This window comes from Ralstonia sp. VS2407, from assembly GCF_052950655.1.
On the sequence record NZ_JBRFVG010000005.1, the window covers coordinates 170,701 to 187,201 of the forward strand.

General features: G+C 64.8%; 14 protein-coding genes. 9 read left to right on the top strand and 5 right to left on the bottom strand.

Annotated features, from left to right (window positions below):
* The first annotated feature begins 96 nt into the window (after window positions 1-96).
* The gene (locus ACU8YE_RS10840) at window positions 97-843 is read left to right on the top strand and encodes a tetratricopeptide repeat protein (RefSeq protein ID WP_316870359.1); all 747 of its coding nucleotides are present in this window, start codon (window positions 97-99) and stop codon (window positions 841-843) included.
* Between the two features lie 74 nt (window positions 844-917).
* Here the strand turns inward: ACU8YE_RS10840 and ACU8YE_RS10845 are convergent, their stop codons facing one another.
* The gene (locus ACU8YE_RS10845; protein WP_232041592.1) at window positions 918-1,112 is read right to left on the bottom strand and encodes a YbdD/YjiX family protein; all 195 of its coding nucleotides are present in this window, start codon (window positions 1,110-1,112) and stop codon (window positions 918-920) included.
* An 8-nt stretch (window positions 1,113-1,120) separates the two neighbouring features.
* Window positions 1,121-3,175 (bottom strand): carbon starvation CstA family protein, encoded by a 2,055-nt coding sequence (locus ACU8YE_RS10850; protein ID WP_446928681.1) that lies wholly within the window; start codon window positions 3,173-3,175, stop codon window positions 1,121-1,123.
* 226 nt (window positions 3,176-3,401) lie between these two features.
* Here ACU8YE_RS10850 and ACU8YE_RS10855 point away from each other — a divergent pair, with 226 nt between their 5' ends.
* Window positions 3,402-4,841, top strand: a complete 1,440-nt coding sequence (locus tag ACU8YE_RS10855) for a cache domain-containing protein (RefSeq protein ID WP_260803740.1) — start codon at window positions 3,402-3,404, stop codon at window positions 4,839-4,841.
* A complete protein-coding gene (locus ACU8YE_RS10860; protein ID WP_232041595.1) occupies window positions 4,838-5,482 on the top strand; it encodes a response regulator in 645 nt (214 codons plus the stop codon). The genes ACU8YE_RS10855 and ACU8YE_RS10860 overlap by 4 nt, the downstream gene beginning before the upstream one ends.
* Here ACU8YE_RS10860 and denD read toward each other — a convergent pair.
* Window positions 5,479-6,474: a D-erythronate dehydrogenase gene (gene denD, locus ACU8YE_RS10865; protein ID WP_322017072.1), complete on the bottom strand. Its 996-nt coding sequence runs from the start codon at window positions 6,472-6,474 to the stop codon at window positions 5,479-5,481. The two genes, ACU8YE_RS10860 and denD, sit on opposite strands and share 4 nt — an antisense overlap.
* A 132-nt stretch (window positions 6,475-6,606) precedes the next feature.
* On the opposite strand from denD, the gene ACU8YE_RS10870 reads away from it, so the two are divergent.
* From ACU8YE_RS10870 to otnI, 6 genes are all read left to right on the top strand, one after another.
* Complete coding sequence (locus ACU8YE_RS10870; RefSeq protein ID WP_232041597.1) at window positions 6,607-7,323, top strand: FadR/GntR family transcriptional regulator; 717 nt, start codon at window positions 6,607-6,609, stop codon at window positions 7,321-7,323.
* 15 nt (window positions 7,324-7,338) lie between these two features.
* Window positions 7,339-8,250, top strand: a complete 912-nt coding sequence (gene ltnD / locus ACU8YE_RS10875; protein WP_446928682.1) for an L-threonate dehydrogenase — start codon at window positions 7,339-7,341, stop codon at window positions 8,248-8,250.
* Window positions 8,247-9,560 (top strand): 3-oxo-tetronate kinase, encoded by a 1,314-nt coding sequence (gene otnK, locus ACU8YE_RS10880; protein ID WP_446928683.1) that lies wholly within the window; start codon window positions 8,247-8,249, stop codon window positions 9,558-9,560. The genes ltnD and otnK overlap by 4 nt, the downstream gene beginning before the upstream one ends.
* Entirely contained in the window at window positions 9,557-10,201 is a 645-nt protein-coding gene (gene otnC, locus ACU8YE_RS10885) for a 3-oxo-tetronate 4-phosphate decarboxylase (RefSeq protein ID WP_322017075.1), read from the top strand. Before otnK ends, otnC begins: the two co-directional genes overlap by 4 nt.
* A gap of 65 nt (window positions 10,202-10,266) precedes the next feature.
* Complete coding sequence (locus ACU8YE_RS10890; RefSeq protein ID WP_260803747.1) at window positions 10,267-11,592, top strand: MFS transporter; 1,326 nt, start codon at window positions 10,267-10,269, stop codon at window positions 11,590-11,592.
* A gap of 23 nt (window positions 11,593-11,615) precedes the next feature.
* Complete coding sequence (gene otnI, locus ACU8YE_RS10895; protein ID WP_446928684.1) at window positions 11,616-12,404, top strand: 2-oxo-tetronate isomerase; 789 nt, start codon at window positions 11,616-11,618, stop codon at window positions 12,402-12,404.
* Between the two features lie 127 nt (window positions 12,405-12,531).
* Here the strand turns inward: otnI and ACU8YE_RS10900 are convergent, their stop codons facing one another.
* Window positions 12,532-13,368 carry a winged helix-turn-helix domain-containing protein gene (locus tag ACU8YE_RS10900; protein ID WP_260803748.1) on the bottom strand — a complete coding sequence of 279 codons (837 nt, stop codon included), beginning with the start codon at window positions 13,366-13,368 and terminating at the stop codon, window positions 12,532-12,534.
* Between the two features lie 865 nt (window positions 13,369-14,233).
* Complete coding sequence (locus ACU8YE_RS10905) at window positions 14,234-16,102, bottom strand: phosphoenolpyruvate carboxykinase (GTP) (protein WP_322017079.1); 1,869 nt, start codon at window positions 16,100-16,102, stop codon at window positions 14,234-14,236.
* Between the last annotated feature and the right edge of the window lie 399 nt (window positions 16,103-16,501).

Genomic DNA, 16,501 nt, shown 5'->3' on the forward strand with positions numbered 1-16,501 from the left:
GGCAGCTGTGTGCGCCCCTGATGTGCTGGTTTGTGCGCCCCCGCACGTAGCAATTTGGCGCGTTACACTGGGTCATCTTCCGTTGAGGAGTGGGTGATGAGCAGACAGGTCCGGCGCAGAAGTCCGCGCATGCTGCAGGCGGTGTTGGTGGTGGCGATGGGTGCGGCGATGTCGTTTGCATCCGCTGCAACGTCGCCTGCCGACACACAGGGCGATGCCGCCGCCCTCACCCAGATCGCCATCGCGCACTACGAAAAGAACGATTTCGGCCACGCCTTCGACGAGTTTGCCGAGGCCGCGCAGCGCGGCAACCGGCTCGCGCAGTTCAACTACGCGATGATGCTGATGCGCGGCGAAGGCACCGTCGCCCGCCCGGAAGAGGCAGTCAAATGGCTGCGCCGCGCTGCTGACAGCCAGATGACCCACGCGCAGTTTGCCTACGGCGAATTGTTTGAACGCGGCGAGCTGGTACCGCGTTCCCTGGAAGAGGCCAACAAGTGGTACGAACGCGCCGCGGCGGGCGGGCATGTCGAGGCGCAGCGCGCGCTGGCCACCAACTACTTCACGGGGCGCGGTGTGCCGCGTGACTACGGGCGCGCCTTCATCTGGTACAAGAAGGCAGCCGAGGGTGGCGACGGACCCTCGCAATACATTGTCGGCAGCTATTACGAGCGCGGCGAGCCCGGCGTGGTCGCGCAGGATATCGAGCAGGCCAAGAAGTGGTACGGCAGGGCGGCCGCCCAAGGCGATGTGGGGGCGCTCGGCAAGCTGCGCGAGCTGGTGGAGAAGACCTATCGTGCCAAGCACGGCGACCCGCCCACAACGGCACGTCAATCGATGTAGCGCACGCAAGCAAAAACCGCCGGGCATGGCAGCATGCACCGGCGGTTTTGCTTTGGAGCAGGTTCAATCATTCATCAACAGCACCGGCCGACGCGTCCGGCGTAGCGCGCGTCCTGGCGTTCGCGGAAGAAGTCTTCGTACGACATGACGGTTTGGCCCGGATGGGTCTCCTGCATGTGGCGCACGTAGGTGTCGTAGTCCGGCACGCCGACCATCAGGCGCAGCGTCTGGCCCAGGTAGCGGCCGAAGTTTTCGAGTTCTTCGCGCATGCCCGTGCTCATGCGCCCAGCGCTTCGTACGGCGTTTCGTTGGTGGTCGGACGGCTCGCGGCGCGCGCCTTGAGCACCGTGCGCAGGCCATACCAGGCGATGCTCACGACCACGAGAATGAACAGGCCGCACAGGAACGCGTCGATGCGGTCGTTCAGCACCACTTGCTGCATCTGCGCCATCGACTTGGCCGGGGCCAGCAGCTTGCCTTCGGCAATCGCGCCGGCGTACTTGTTGGCGTGCGCCAGGAAGCCGATCTTCGGGTCCGGATCGAACAGCTTCTGCCAGCCGGCGGTGAGCGTGCAGATCAGCAGCCAGATGGTCGGCAGCAGCGTCACCCAGACGTAGCGATCGCGCTTCATCTTGACCAGCACGCAGGTGCCCAGCGTCAGCGCAATCGCGGCGAGCATCTGGTTGGAGATGCCGAACAGCGGCCACAGCGTATTGATGCCACCCAGCGGATCGACCACTCCCTGGTACAGGAAGTAACCCCACAGCGCGACGGTTGCGGCCGTGGCAATGAGGTTGGCGACGAGCGAATCCGTGCGCTTGAGTGCCGGCACAAAGGTGCCCAGCAGATCCTGCAGCATGAAGCGCCCGGCGCGCGTACCTGCATCCACCGCGGTGAGGATGAACAGCGCCTCGAACAGAATCGCAAAGTGGTACCAGAAGGCCATCATGGCCTGGCCGCCCACCACCTGGTGCAGGATGTGCGCCATGCCCACGGCCAGCGTTGGCGCGCCGCCTGCACGGGCGAGGATGGTGTTCTCGCCGACGTCCTTGGCGGTCTGGATCAGCACATCAGGCGTGATGACAAAGCCCCAGGTGGACAGCGTGTGTGCCACCGTATCGGGCGTCGCGCCCACCAGCGCCGCCGGGCTGTTCATCGCAAAGTACACGCCCGGGTCGATGACCGAAGCGGCCACCAGCGCCATGATGGCGACGAACGATTCCATCAGCATCGCGCCGTAGCCGATGAAGCGTGCTTGGCGTTCGTTCTCCAGCAACTTGGGGGTGGTGCCCGACGAGATGAGCGAGTGGAAGCCCGACACCGCACCGCACGCAATGGTGATGAACAGGAACGGGAACATGTTGCCCGACCACACCGGGCCGCCGCCGCCTGCAAACTGCGTCAGCGACGGCATCTGCATCTGCGGCGCGACGATCAGGATGCCGATGGCCAGTGCCATGATCGTGCCGATCTTCAGGAACGTCGACAGGTAATCACGCGGGGCAAGCAGCAGCCACACCGGCAGCACCGAGGCGACAAAGCCGTAGCCGATCAGCATCCACGTGAGGGCCTTGCCGTCGAACGTGAACAGCGGCGCGAGGGCGGCATTTTCATGCACCGCCTGACCACCGACGATGGCGAGCATCAGCAGCACGAAGCCGATGATGGAGATCTCGCCGATGCGGCCCGGACGGATGTAGCGCACGTACACGCCCATGAACAGCGCGATGGGAATCGTCGCGGCCACCGTGAAGGTGCCCCACGGCGAGCCGACCAGCGCCTTCACCACGATCAGCGCCAGCACGGCCAGGATGATGATCATGATGAGGAACGCGCCAAACAGCGCGATCACGCCGGGCACCGTGCCCATCTCGCTCTTCACGAGGTCGCCCAGCGAGCGGCCGTCGCGGCGCGTGGAGATGAACAGCACGATGAAATCCTGGACCGCGCCGGCAAACACCACGCCGGCCAGAATCCACAGCATGCCGGGCAGATAGCCCATCTGCGCGGCCAGCACGGGGCCCACCAGCGGCCCTGCTCCGGCAATGGCCGCGAAGTGGTGGCCGAACAGCACGTGCTTGTTGGTGGGAACGTAGTCGAGCCCGTCGTTGTAACGCCAGGCGGGCGTTTTACGGGTGCCGTCCAGGCCGAGCACCTTGTCGGCGATGAAGCGGCTGTAGTAGCGATACGCGATCAGGTAGATGCATACGGCGGCCACCACCACCCATAGCGCGCTGACTGCCTCGCCGCGCGCAAGCGCAACGGTGGCAAAGGCAGACGCGCCAAGAATGGCGACGACCAGCCAGATCAGGTGTTGCCTGACGAAGCTCATGTCGGTCTCCTCGAACCTTGGTCGAAGTAATGTGCTGAACGCGGGATGTGGGTTCATCCCTGCGGTGAGTCCTGCCCCGTGACAGGGGCGTGTAGTATTTGCCAGCCGCACCCCGCGCCACAAGCGGAGGACTACGCAGCACACGTCCGTAGTTCTACGCAGACCCCACACCTGACCGAGACCGCGCCGCCACCTTGCGATGCCGCAATGCTCGCCGCGTTTTGCCATGAAGCTCCGCCAGAAGATCCTGCTCCTCGCCGTTGCACCGCTGACCATCGCCATGCTGGCGATCATGCTGACCGTGCGGCATCAGTCGATTGCGCTGGCGCGGCACGAGCGGCAGTTGGTGGAGTCTGCGTACCTGCAGGCCAAGGAGACCGAGCTGCGGTCTTACGTCAAGCTTGCGCAGAGTGCCATCGCGCCGTTGCTTGCGTCCGGCCACAGTGGCGATCCGGCCGGGGACGAAGCCACCCGCGACGAAGCCATGCGCACCCTCGCCCGTCTCGACTTCGGCACCGACGGCTACTTCTTCCTCTATGACCTGCGTGGACGCAACCTGATGCACCCGCGCCAGCCCGAACTGGTCGGGCGCGATCTGTGGGACCTGACGGACTCGGGCGGCCAGCCGACCATCCAGAAACTGGTGGCTGCCGCGCAGGCGGGCGGCGGTTTCGTGCGCTACATGTGGGACAAGCCATCCACGCACCAGAGCGTGCCCAAACTCGGTTATGTCGAGCCAATCCCACAGTGGGGCTGGATGGTGGGCACCGGTCTGTACCTGGACGACATCGAGCAGACCCTGCGTGAGATTGATCAGCGTGCGCAGGCCAACATCGACCAGACGCTGGCGTGGGTCGTTGGCATTGCCGCGATCAGCATCCTGCTGGTAGCCGGCAGCGGTTTGGCGCTGAACGTGAGCGATCACCGCCAGGCCGATGCCAAGCTGCGCCAGCTCGCGCAGCAGGTTGTGAAGTCTCAGGAGGACGAACGCGCGCGCGTCTCGCGCGAGTTGCACGACGGCATCAGCCAGGTGCTGGTGTCGACCAAGCTGCTGCTGGAAACGGCGCATGGCCATCTCGAAGCCTCACCTGCATCGCCGCCGTCGATCGAACGGGCGGACAGCATGTTGCGCCGCGCGCTTGATCGGTTGAACGGCGCGCTGGGCGAGGTGCGGCGCGTGTCGCACAACCTGCGTCCCGCCCTGCTGGATGATCTCGGCTTGGCGGCTGCGCTGGAGCTGCTCGTGCGTGAAACACGCGAAGCGCACGAAGACAGCCAGCCGGGGTTTGCGATTGCGCTCGAAGTGGTCGGCCCGCCCGTGCAGCTACCGGATGCATGCAACACCGCGCTGTTCCGCATCGCGCAGGAGGCTGTCTCGAACATCGAGCGCCATGCCACGCAAGCCACGCGCATCGGTGTGCTGCTTGAAAACGATCTCGATGCCGTGCGCTTGTCCATTCGCGACAACGGCCCCGGCTTTGATGTGGAATCCGTGCAGGTGGATCCGCAACACGGCATCGGCTTGCGCAACATGCGTGAACGCATGGCCGCGCTGGGCGGCACCTGTACCGTCGCCTCGGGCCCGCACGGCACCGAGGTGTGCGCTGTGCTCCCGCATATCGTCATCGCCCAACTGGTTTCTGCTCCCTCTTCTCCTCTCGTATGAACATGCGTACTCCTGCGCCCGTCAAACTGCTCCTCGTCGACGATCACCCGCTCGTGCGCGATGGTGTGCGCATGCGGCTGGAAGCCGTGCCGCATTTCGAAGTGGTGGGTGAAGCCGGTGACGCCGATGCCGCCCTGCAGGCTGCGCGCACCTTGGCCCCCGATCTGGCGCTGATGGACATCGGCATGCGCGGCATGAACGGCATCGCGCTGACCGAGAAGTTTGCCGAGGAATTTCCCGAGATTGCCGTGCTCGTGCTCTCGATGCACGACAACCTGGAGTACGTGCGGCAGGTGATTCGCGCCGGCGCGCGTGGCTACGTGCTCAAGGACGCGCCCGCCAGCGAACTGGTCGAGGCCATCGACGCCGTGCTGGCCGGCCGGCCGTTCTACAGCGCGCAGCTGGCGATGCGCATGGCCGAGCAGGCTGTCATGCCCACGCCGGTCGAGGCGCTCACGCCGCGTGAGCGCGACATTCTCGACGGCATCGCCAAGGGCTACGCCAACAAGCGCATCGCCGACGAGCTGGGCCTGTCCGTGCGCACGGTGGAATCGCACCGCCTGAACCTGAAGCGCAAACTCGGCATCGAGGGACAGGCGGAACTGGTGAAGTTTGCGGTGGAGCTGGGAAAGGGGCGTTAGGCGCCCTTCGTGCCCTCCACGTAATCGCGCACCATCGCCTCGAACGAGGTGTCGTGGCCAAAGCCCATCGCATCCGCGCGGGCGGTATTGAAGCGCGCCGGCCAGCCTTGCACGATGGCCTTGATGCGTGCGTCCGGCTCCCAACGGATGCGCGATACCGGCGCATCGCCCGCCACCTTGCGCAACGCCTCCACCATCTCCCCCACGCGTACCGTAATGCCCGGCAGGTTCAGTGATCGGCGATTGCCCCAGGCCGACGCCGGCAGCGTGTACGCGTGCAGCAGCGAGGCAACCACCTGGCGCGGCGAGGCCAGCCACAGTTCGGTCTCGGCTTCCACCGGGCAGATGGCTTCCTCGCCAGCCAACGGCTCGCGGATGATGCCGCTGGCAAAGCTCGAGGCCGCGCCGTTCGGTTTGCCGGGGCGCACCGACACCGTCGGGATGCGCACCGCGCGGCCGTCGATGTAGCCCTTGCGCGAATACTCGCCGACGAGGAATTCGCCCATCAACTTCTGCACGCCGTACGAAGCCTGCGGCGTGGCCGCTGTGTCGTCGGTAACGATGGCTGGCAACTGGCCGCCGAACACTGCCACCGAGCTTGCGAACAGCACGCGCGGCGCACGGCCGGTCTTGGCGTGCTGCGCGCGTAGCGCATCAAGCAATGCGCGCGTGCCGTCCAGGTTCACGCGCATGCCCAGGTCGAAGTCAGCCTCGGCGGTGCCGCTCACCACGGCGGCCAGGTGGAACACGCCGCCCACCTCGTTGTTGTCACCCCCGTCGATCACCTTTGCAATGAGGGCTGGGTCGGAAGCGTCGCCCGTCACGTAGCGCACACGCGCATCGGCAATCTGGCCGGCCACCTGGTCCAGCACGATGAAGGTCTCAACGGGTTGTACCGAGCCGTCCGCACCGGGCAGGCCGGGTTGCTCGAGCAGTGCCGCCAGCACGCGCTGGCCCAGGAAGCCGGCGCCGCCGGTGATGACGATGTTCATGGTGTCTCCTTGTTGCCCGACGTAACCCGCCGGGCATTTTGATCGATGCCTAGGGTAAACAGGGATGAAGCTCTGCGACTCAACTTGTATGATGACACGACGAATTTACGCTTGCCAAGACATCCCTACCCTATGTTTGAACGACTCGACGCCGCGCCTTCCTTGTCCGACCGCGTGGCCCAGACCCTGATGGACAAGATCGACGCGGGCGAACTGCGCCGCGGTGAACGCATGCCGTCCGAAACCGTGCTCGGCCAGGAATTCGGTGTGAGCCGTACCGTCATCCGCGAAGCCATCTCGCGTTTGCGCCACGAAGGCGTGGTCGAAGCGCGCCAAGGCAGCGGGGTGTACGTCACGCAGCAGGCTGGCCTCAAGCCGTTGCGGATCGACGCGGCGCAGGCCGGCTCGATCGATGCCGTACTGCACATCATCGAACTGCGCCGCGCGCTGGAGGCCGAAGGCGCTGCGCTGGCCGCCCAGCGCCGCACGGACGCCGAGATGATCGAGATCGACGCCGCACTCGACAGCATCGACGCGGCGGTGGCGGCCGGCGGTGACGGCGTGACCGAAGACCTGCGTTTTCACCACGCCATCGCTGCCGCCAGCGGCAACCCGTTCCTCGTGCAGGCACTCGGCTTCTTCAGCCAATACCTCGAAGAAGCGATTGGCGTGACGCGCAGCAACGAAGCGCGCCGCGAAGACTTTGCCCGCCAGGTACGCGACGAACACCGTGCGATGGTCGAAGCCATCCGCCGCCGCGACGCCCTGGCTGCACGCAATGCCGCACAGACGCACATGTTCAATGCCGCACGTCGCCTGGCCGAGGGCCGCGACACGGTCCAAGACTGATTTCAGGAGCGATTCATGACGCAAACGGCGGCTGACCGTAAGGTTGGCGTGATCGGACTCGGCGCCATGGGCCTGGGCATTGCCAAGACCCTGCGCAATCACGGCTACACCGTGCATGCGTGCGATGCGCGCCCGGGTGCCGCTGCGGATTTCGCCAAGGAAGGCGGTGTTGCGTGTGCAACGCCTGCCGAGGCGGCGGCGGGTGTGGACGTGGTGGTCTCGGTGGTGGTCAACGCCGTGCAGACCGAAGCCGTGCTGTTCGGAGAGGGCGGAGCTGCGGCCGCCATGCGACCGGGCAGCACGTTCGTCATGTGTTCCACGGTCGACCCGAACTGGTCGATTGCGCTGGAGGCGCGCCTCGCGCAGCAGGGCATTCTGTATGTGGATGGCCCCATCTCCGGCGGTGCAGCCAAGGCCGCGTCGGGCCAGATGACCATGATGACCTCAGCCACGCCCGAGGCGTATGCGGCAGCGGGCCATGTGCTAGACGCCATGGCCGGCAAGGTCTATCGCCTGGGCGACAAGGCCGGCGCGGGCAGCAAGGTCAAGATCATCAACCAACTGCTGGCCGGCGTGCACATCGCCGCCGCGGCCGAAGCCATGGCCCTGGGCCTGCGCGAAGGCGTGGCAGCGGATGCGCTGTACGAAGTCATCACCCATAGCGCGGGCAACAGCTGGATGTTCGAAAACCGCATGGCGCACGTGCTGGCCGGCGACTACACGCCGCTGTCCGCCGTCGACATCTTCGTCAAAGACCTGGGACTCGTGCTCGATACCGCGCGCGCCACCAAGTTCCCGCTGCCGCTGGCGGCCACCGCGCATCAGATGTTCATGCAGGCATCCACGGCTGGCTATGCGAGGGAAGACGACTCCGCCGTGATCAAGATCTTCCCCGGGATCACGCTGCCGGAGGGCCAGCCGAAATGAGCGCAGCGCCCACGTCCCGCCCCGTCCTTGGTTGCATCGCCGATGATTTCACCGGTGCGACCGACCTCGCCAACATGCTCGTGCGTGCCGGCATGCGCACCGTACAGACCATCGGCGTGCCACAGGCAGGCGGCGAGGCCATCGCTGCGGATGCCGATGCCATCGTCGTCGCGCTCAAGTCGCGCACGATTGCCGCGGCCGATGCCGTGGCGCAGTCGTTGAATGCACTGCACTGGCTGCGCGCCCAAGGCTGCTCGCGCTTCTTCTTCAAATACTGCTCGACCTTCGATTCCACCGACGCGGGCAACATCGGCCCGGTTGCCGAGGCGTTGATGGCCGAACTTGGCACCGATCTCACATTGGCCTGCCCCGCGTTTCCGGAGAACGGCCGAACGATCTTCCGCGGCCATCTGTTCGTGGGCGACGTGCTGCTCAACGCGTCAGGCATGGAGCACCATCCGCTGACGCCGATGCGCGATCCGAACCTGGTTTCGGTGCTGGCGCGCCAGAGCGCGGGCAAGGTCGGCCTGCTGCGTTACGACACCATCATGCGCGGTGCCCAGGCCGCCCGCGATCAGGCCCAGCAACTGCGCGCCGACGGCGTGAAGCTGGCAATTGCCGATGCCATTTCCAACGATGACTTGATCGTGCTGGGCGAGGCATTTGCCGACCTGCCGTTGCTGACGGGCGGCTCCGGTTTGGCGCTCGGCTTGCCGGCGCAATATCGGCGTGCGGGGCTGATCACCGCGCACGGCAATGCGGCGCAGTTACCCGCGGTGCCTGATTCGGCGATCGTGCTATCGGGCAGCTGCTCGCGTGCGACGAACGCGCAGGTGGCGCACTGGCGTGCATCGCGTCCCGCGTTCCAGATTGATCCGCTGGCGCTGGCCGAAGGCAAACCGGTGGTGGTCGAGGCGCTCGATTTCGTGCACCGCCATGCCGGTCAGACAGTGCTGGTGTACGCCACCAGTGCGCCGGAGCAAGTGGCCCACGTACAGAAGACGCTTGGCGTGGAGCGCGCCGGCAAACTCGTTGAAGATGCACTGGGCCGCATCGCCCGCTCGCTGCATGCTGACGGCGTACGCCGCTTCGTGGTGGCCGGCGGTGAGACCTCGGGCGCGGTGGTACAGGCGCTCGACGTGCGCGCGCTTCGCATTGGCCCGCAGATCGACCCAGGCGTGCCCTGGACGGCCACCATCGACACCGACCCGGTTGCGCTGGCACTGAAGTCCGGCAATTTCGGGACGGTGGATTTCTTCGAGAAAGCGCTAGCGCAACTGGCGCAGGCCACAGCGGAGGCTGCGGCATGAGTGCGTCCACCGAAACAGCCCTGCGTGAAGAGATCGCCCGCGTCGGGCAGAGCTTGTATGCGCGCGGTTACACCGTCGGCACGGCAGGCAATATCAGCGCACGCCTGCCTGACGGCTGGCTCATCACCCCCACCGATGCCTGCCTCGGCACGCTGGACCCGGCGCGTATCGCGAAGGTGCTGGCGACGGGCGAGTGGGTCGGCGGCGACAAACCGTCGAAGACCCTCGCCCTGCATCGCGGCATCTACGACCGCAATGCCGATGCGCATGCCGTGGTGCATACGCATTCGACGCATCTCGTGGCGCTCACGCTGGCCGGCGTGTGGCATGAAGCCGATGTGCTGCCGCCCATCACGCCGTACTACGTGATGAAGGTCGGCCACGTGCCGCTCATCACGTATCAGCGGCCGGGCCATCCGGATGTGGCTACGCAGATCGCATCACTGGCCAACGATGTGCGTGCTGTGCTGCTCGATCGGCTGGGGCCCGTGGTATGGCACGGCTCGGTGTCGAATGCAGCTTACGCGCTGGAAGAACTGGAAGAAACCGCACGGCTTTGGTTGATGACCGAACCCAAACCTGCACCGCTGTCCGACGCGCAGATCGACGAACTGCGCCAGACGTTCGGGGCCCGTTGGTAGAGCAACCGGCAGCAGACCGGTAGCGCCCACCGCACGGCCCACATAACACCTACACCGGAGACCACATGAACACCTCGACCGCCACTACGGCGGCGTTGCCTTCGCACGCCGTTTCAAAAGAGGACAGCGTTTATGCGCGCGTGTCGCGCCGCATCGTCCCGCTCATCATGCTGTGCTACGTGGTTGCGTATCTCGACCGCGTGAACGTTGGCTTTGCGAAGCTGCAGATGTCGCAGGCGCTGAATTTTTCCGAAACGGTGTACGGGCTGGGTGCCGGCATCTTCTTCATCGGTTACTTCCTCTTCGAGGTGCCGAGCAACCTGCTGATGAACAAGATTGGCGCGCGCATCTGGATCGCGCGGATCATGATCACGTGGGGTTTGATTTCGGGCGCTTTCGCGTTCGTGCAGACGCCCACGCAGTTCTACGTGATGCGGTTCCTGCTGGGTTTGGCCGAAGCGGGCTTCTACCCCGGCGTCATCCTGTACCTGACGTACTGGTATCCATCGCATCGCCGCGCGCGGATTGTGGCGATGTTCATGGCCGCCATCCCCATCTCGGGCATCTTCGGCAACCCGCTGTCGGGCTGGATCATGAGCGCGTTCCATGGGACAGGGGTAGGCGGCGGGTGGCAGGGCTGGCAGTGGATGTTCGTCATTGAGGCCATTCCTGCCATGCTGGTGGGCCTGCTGGTGCTGTGGAAGTTCGATGACAGCATCCGCAAGGCCAATTGGCTGTCGGAAGACGAGAAGCAGATTCTCGAAGCCAACATTGCCGCAGACAACAAAGGCAAGACCGAGCACCACGGCATCGGCAAGGTGTTCTCCGACCCGCGCGTGTGGATGATGAGCCTGATCTACTTCGCCTTCGTCATGGGCCAGTACGGACTGACGTTCTGGATGCCGACGCTGGTGAAGAGCGCCGGTGTGACCGACACGTTCATGGTGGGCGTGCTCTCTGCGATTCCGTACGTGTGTGCGGCGATCACCATGGTGCTGATCGGCCGCAGTGCCGATGCACGACGCGAGCGTCGCTGGCACCTGGTTGTGCCGGCGCTGATGGGCGCAGTCGGTTTTGCCGTGGTGGCGACGGCTGGGCACAACGTGGCCCTGTCGATTGTCTTCCTGTCATTGGCTGCCGCAGGTGTGCTGACGTGCGCGCCGCTGTTCTGGTCGCTGCCGACTGCGTTCCTGCAAGGCACCGCTGCAGCTGCGGGCATTGCCGCCATCAACTCGGTCGGCAACTTGGCCGGCTTCGTGAGCCCCTATATGATCGGTGCGCTCAAGGACATGACGGGCAGCACATCCGCCGGCATGTATGCGCTGGCAGGCGTGCTGGTGCTCGGCTGCATTGCCGTGTTGCGCACGCCGCCACAGCTCGTCAACAAATAAGCAATCGTCTTCAGAGGTCTGTTATGCCGCGCTTTGCCGCCAACCTGTCCATGATGTACCAGGAGCACGCGTTCCTCGACCGCTTTGCCGCCGCGGCAAAGGATGGCTTCGAGGGCGTCGAGTTTCTCTTCCCCTACGACTTCGACAAGGCGGATATCCGTGCTCGCCTTGACGACGCCGGCCTCACGCAAGCGCTGTTCAATGCCCCGCCGGGCGACTGGGCCGGCGGCGAGCGCGGCATTGCCTCATTGCCCGGGCGCGAAGCGGAATTCAAGCGCGGCATTGCGACCGCGCTGGAGTATGCGCAGGTGTTGGGCAACACGCGCCTGCACGTGATGGCCGGCCTTTTGCCCGCAGGTGCGGACCGCGCACGCCATCACGCCACTTACGTTAGCAACGTCGCCTACGCTGCGCGCGAGGCTGCCGGCGCGGGCGTCACCATCGTGCTGGAGCCGATCAACACGCGCGACATGCCGGGCTTCTTCCTCACGCACCAGGCGCAGGCGCATGCGGTGTGCAAGGAAGTCGGCGCGACCAACGTCAAGGTGCAGTTCGACCTGTACCACGCGCAGATCATGGAAGGCGACCTGTCAGTCAAGCTCAAGCAGTACATCGATGGTGTGGGCCACGTGCAGATTGCCGGCGTGCCCGATCGCCACGAGCCGGACGAAGGTGAGCTGAACTATCCGCACCTCTTCGCCTTGCTCGACACGTTCGGCTATGACGGCTGGGTCGGCTGTGAATACCGGCCGCGTGCGGGTACGAGCGAAGGGCTCGGCTGGCTCAAACGCTGGCGGGAGGGCCGGCGCTGACGCAGCAGCACAAGAAGGAACTGCGCCAATCTGTCGAGGTTACGGCGCGCATGACCGGGCACTGACGCAAAAGAAAACCGCCGCTGCGCGATGCGCAAGCGGCGGTCTGCTGTGGCCGACAGGCTCGTCAGACGCCCAATTGAACGGGGCCGAGCGAGCGCGTCGTGGGGACGCGGCCGTATGCCGGCAGGTCTGCCTTGCGGGTTGCGGCTTCCAGTTGCATGCCGATCGCATCGGCAGCATACGCAGCCGTTGCGCCGCTCGCGCCGACCACGAGGCGATAGCCGCCACCGCGCACGGTCTGGATCAGGCCATCGCAGGGCGTGCCGGCCAGCGCCACGCGCAGCTTGCGCACGTGTACATCCACCGTGCGCTCACCCACGAAGACATGGTTGCCCCAAACGCGGTCCAGCAGTTGCGTGCGCGAATGCACGCGTTGCGGATGCGCGACGAGAAAGTGAAGCAGGCGGAATTCCAGCGGGCTGAGCGGAATGGCGCGCGGGCCGGTTTCGGTTTGCGCAGTCACGCCCAGCGTGAGCGGATCGAGGCGCAGGCCGTTGACCTGCAGGATGTCGTCGCCATGCTGATGCGGCGCACGACGGCGCAGTACGGCGCGGATGCGGGCATGCAGCTCGCCCGTGTCGCACGGCTTGACGACGTAGTCGTCGGCACCGGCGTCGAGCGCGGCAATCTTGGCGCGCGCATCGCCATGACGGGACAGCACGATGACCGGCAGGCCGCGCGTCTGCATGTTGGCGCGCAACGCCAGCAGCATGTCGATCGACTCGCGCTCGGGCCAAGTCCACTCCATCAGGAGCAACTCAGGCATGGCGGCCAGGATGGCTGCCTGCGCCTGGCCCGGATGGCTGACCCGCTGAACGTCGTGTCCCCCATCACGCAGGGAAAACGACAGACGCTCCCCCTCTGCCTGGTCTTGTTCGACCAGCAAGATCTGAATACCCACTTTGTGATACCTCCCGTCTAACCAGCCGACACACTCCGGCGAGCAGCCCTGCGGCTGCGCTCTGCTGTCTGCGGTGCGCGTTGTTATGAGTGCCATGCGGGCAATTGCGCGTGTGCTCGCATGTCATTTCTTGCGGGCGCTGTTGTCCGGCCGTCGGCCGTGCGCGGATCGTCATGCTGCTATTCCCGTCGACGATCGCCAGCGGAGCCTCCTGGGTGGTGTCCAGGGTGGTCCTGAGAAAGATCTGCAAGCCCCTCGGTGCCTGCCGCAGCCTGCCGAACCATGCAATCGTTTGCATAGTCTGTGGCGTTGTCTGCGCGCAATCCGAGCCGGCGCCCCCCCGAGCGCCGGGGAAGTAGGGATCCCCCACCTCCGTTGGCATAAGGCTTGTTCGCCCTTTCCCGTTTCCTCTAGTCATGAACCCCCCTCTGGCTCAGAGAGAGAGGATTCCGTTTTGCCGGATTATAAGAATCCCGTAGGGATTCGTCACGCAGGAATTTTAAAATTTGGAAATTCATTCAATCCGACACGTATTGGGGTGCCGTGGTTGACATGCATTCTTCATAAAGCTATGCCAGGCAACGTTCTTGGCCGATACCATGCGTGCAATGATTCAAGCTAGGCATAAATGCATGGCGATTATGCTCGCGCCGCCATAATGGCCACTTTCATGTGTGCGTGGGTATTTTTTACAAAGTAATTCGATTTTCTAAAAATCAATTGATCTGTTTTGTTGGCAGGGGTAATTCGCGCGATTTAAAACTTTAGGATTACTGCTCATTGTTTGGGCAACCTTCCGCGGGCGGACGAAAAAAAGCCCGCGCGAGGCGGGCTTCCTGTCCTGATGCCGCGGCGGCGGCGGGCGTCAGCCCTGCAGGCGTTCTTCCAGGCGAGTCTTGGCGTCGGGCAGCGCTTGCGGCAGGCCGTGTGCCAGTTTCGTGAACAGCTCGTCGTGCAGAGCCAGTTCCTGCTTCCAGGCGTCCGCGTCCAGCGAGATCACCTTGGCGAACTGCTCGGCCGTGAAGTCCAGCCCATCCCAGCTCAGTTCTTCGTAGCGCGGCGACACACCAAAGACGTGCTCATCGCCCTGTGCCTGGCCCTCGATGCGATCGATCATCCACTTGAGCACCCGCATGTTTTCGCCAAAGCCCGGCCAGACGAACTTGCCGTTCTCGTCCTTGCGGAACCAGTTCACGCAGAAGATCTTCGGCAGCGTGGCGCCGCTGTCGGCAAGCTTCTCGCCGACCTTGAGCCAGTGCGCAAAGTAGTCGGCCATGTTGTAGCCACAGAACGGCAGCATGGCGAACGGGTCGCGGCGCACCACACCTTGCTGGCCGGCAGCGGCGGCGGTGGTTTCCGAGCCCATCGTGGCGGCCATGTAAACGCCTTCGGTCCAGTCCCGCGCTTCGGTCACGAGCGGCACGGTGGTCGAGCGGCGGCCGCCGAAGATAAACGCATCAATGGCTACGCCCGCGGGGTTGTCCCATTCCGGATCGATCGAGGGGCATTGTGCTGCCGGCGCCGTGAAACGCGCGTTCGGATGCGCTGCCTTGCGGCCGGTTTCCTTGGCGGTCTCGGGTGTCCAGTCCTGGCCTTGCCAGTCGATGAGGTGGGCGGGCGGCGTGTCCGTCATGCCTTCCCACCACACATCGCCGTCGTCGGTGAGCGCCACGTTGGTGAAGATGACGTTCTCTTTGAGCGTGGCCATCGCGTTGAAGTTGGTCTTCTCGCTCGTGCCCGGGGCCACGCCAAAGTAGCCGGCTTCCGGGTTGATGGCGTATAGGCGCGTTTTGCCGTTGGCGTCCTTGCGGGGCTTGATCCAGGCAATGTCGTCGCCGATGGTCGTCACCTTCCAGCCGTTCAGGCCTGCGGGCGGAATCAGCATCGCAAAGTTGGTCTTGCCGCAGGCCGACGGGAAAGCCGCCGCCACGTGATACGTCTTGCCTTCCGGCGACGTCACGCCCAGGATCAGCATGTGCTCGGCCAGCCAGCCCTGGTCGCGGCCCATGGTGGAGGCGATGCGCAGGGCGAAGCATTTCTTGCCCAGCAGCGCGTTGCCGCCGTAGCCCGAGCCGAACGACCAGATTTCGCGCGTTTCCGGGAAATGCACGATGTACTTGGTCGGGTTGCACGGCCACGGCACGTCTTTCTCGCCGGCGGCGAGCGGCTTGCCGACGGTGTGCACGCACGGCACGAATTCGCCGTCGGTGCCAAGCACGTCGTACACCGCGCGACCCATGCGGGTCATGATGCGCATGTTCACGGCCACATACGGGCTGTCCGACAGCTCCACGCCGATGTGGGCGATCGGCGAGCCGAGCGGGCCCATCGAGAACGGCACCACGTACAGCGTGCGGCCGCGCATGCTGCCGTCAAACAGGCCGTTCAGCGTCTGGCGCATCTCGGCCGGGGCCGTCCAGTTGTTGGTTGGGCCGGCGTCTTCCTTTTTCTGCGAGCAGATAAAGGTGCGATCTTCCACGCGCGCCACGTCCGACGGGTCGGACAGTGCCAGGTACGAGTTCTTGCGCTTGGCCGGATTGAGCTGCTTCATCGTGCCGGCGGCCACCATTTCGGCGCACAGGCGGTCGTATTCCTCTTGCGAACCATCGCACCAGACGATGCGCTCCGGCTTGGTGAGCGCTGCCACCTCGCCAACCCACGCGATCAGGCGCGGGTGTTTCACGTACTCGGGCACGTTCAATGCAGGCACGCCCTGCATCACGGGTTGATTCATGACCAAAACTCCAATGGAAGTGAGAAAGAAATCGGTGGCGGATCAGCACGGCGGCCGCACCCAGCGGCGGGTTGGAAAGCGATCGACGGCGCATCAGAAGCGAGCCGGATCAGCGATTTCCAGAGGGAGAGGTGAGGCAGGCGGAGGGACGGTAGCCGTGCTGATTTCACATTCAGTTACAAAGCGGTGCGCTGGCGGAATGTGGGTTTTTCCGAGCAGCGGGGGCCGCGTGCGCTAAAGTGGCGGGACCGAGGTCAACAGACCCTAGAACAAGGACTCGTCACCAGCGGGGCTGCGCAAATTGCGTGCCCGCGGCGGGCAATTCCGAACGTCGACACGGATTGTCGTGCGACGAGGGATGGGAAGAATACCACCGCGAGGGATCGCTGTTTTTTGCTG

Bases quoted from the DNA above. Each gene is read 5' to 3' on its own strand.
- ACU8YE_RS10840 (WP_316870359.1), top strand. From the start codon at position 97: ATGAGCAGACAGGTCCGGCGCAGAAGTCCGCGCATGCTGCAGGCGGTG.
- ACU8YE_RS10845 (WP_232041592.1), bottom strand. From the start codon at position 1,112: ATGCGCGAAGAACTCGAAAACTTCGGCCGCTACCTGGGCCAGACGCTG.
- ACU8YE_RS10850 (WP_446928681.1), bottom strand. From the start codon at position 3,175: ATGAGCTTCGTCAGGCAACACCTGATCTGGCTGGTCGTCGCCATTCTT.
- ACU8YE_RS10855 (WP_260803740.1), top strand. From the start codon at position 3,402: ATGAAGCTCCGCCAGAAGATCCTGCTCCTCGCCGTTGCACCGCTGACC.
- ACU8YE_RS10860 (WP_232041595.1), top strand. From the start codon at position 4,838: ATGAACATGCGTACTCCTGCGCCCGTCAAACTGCTCCTCGTCGACGAT.
- denD (WP_322017072.1), bottom strand. From the start codon at position 6,474: ATGAACATCGTCATCACCGGCGGCGCCGGCTTCCTGGGCCAGCGCGTG.
- ACU8YE_RS10870 (WP_232041597.1), top strand. From the start codon at position 6,607: ATGTTTGAACGACTCGACGCCGCGCCTTCCTTGTCCGACCGCGTGGCC.
- ltnD (WP_446928682.1), top strand. From the start codon at position 7,339: ATGACGCAAACGGCGGCTGACCGTAAGGTTGGCGTGATCGGACTCGGC.
- otnK (WP_446928683.1), top strand. From the start codon at position 8,247: ATGAGCGCAGCGCCCACGTCCCGCCCCGTCCTTGGTTGCATCGCCGAT.
- otnC (WP_322017075.1), top strand. From the start codon at position 9,557: ATGAGTGCGTCCACCGAAACAGCCCTGCGTGAAGAGATCGCCCGCGTC.
- ACU8YE_RS10890 (WP_260803747.1), top strand. From the start codon at position 10,267: ATGAACACCTCGACCGCCACTACGGCGGCGTTGCCTTCGCACGCCGTT.
- otnI (WP_446928684.1), top strand. From the start codon at position 11,616: ATGCCGCGCTTTGCCGCCAACCTGTCCATGATGTACCAGGAGCACGCG.
- ACU8YE_RS10905 (WP_322017079.1), bottom strand. From the start codon at position 16,102: ATGAATCAACCCGTGATGCAGGGCGTGCCTGCATTGAACGTGCCCGAG.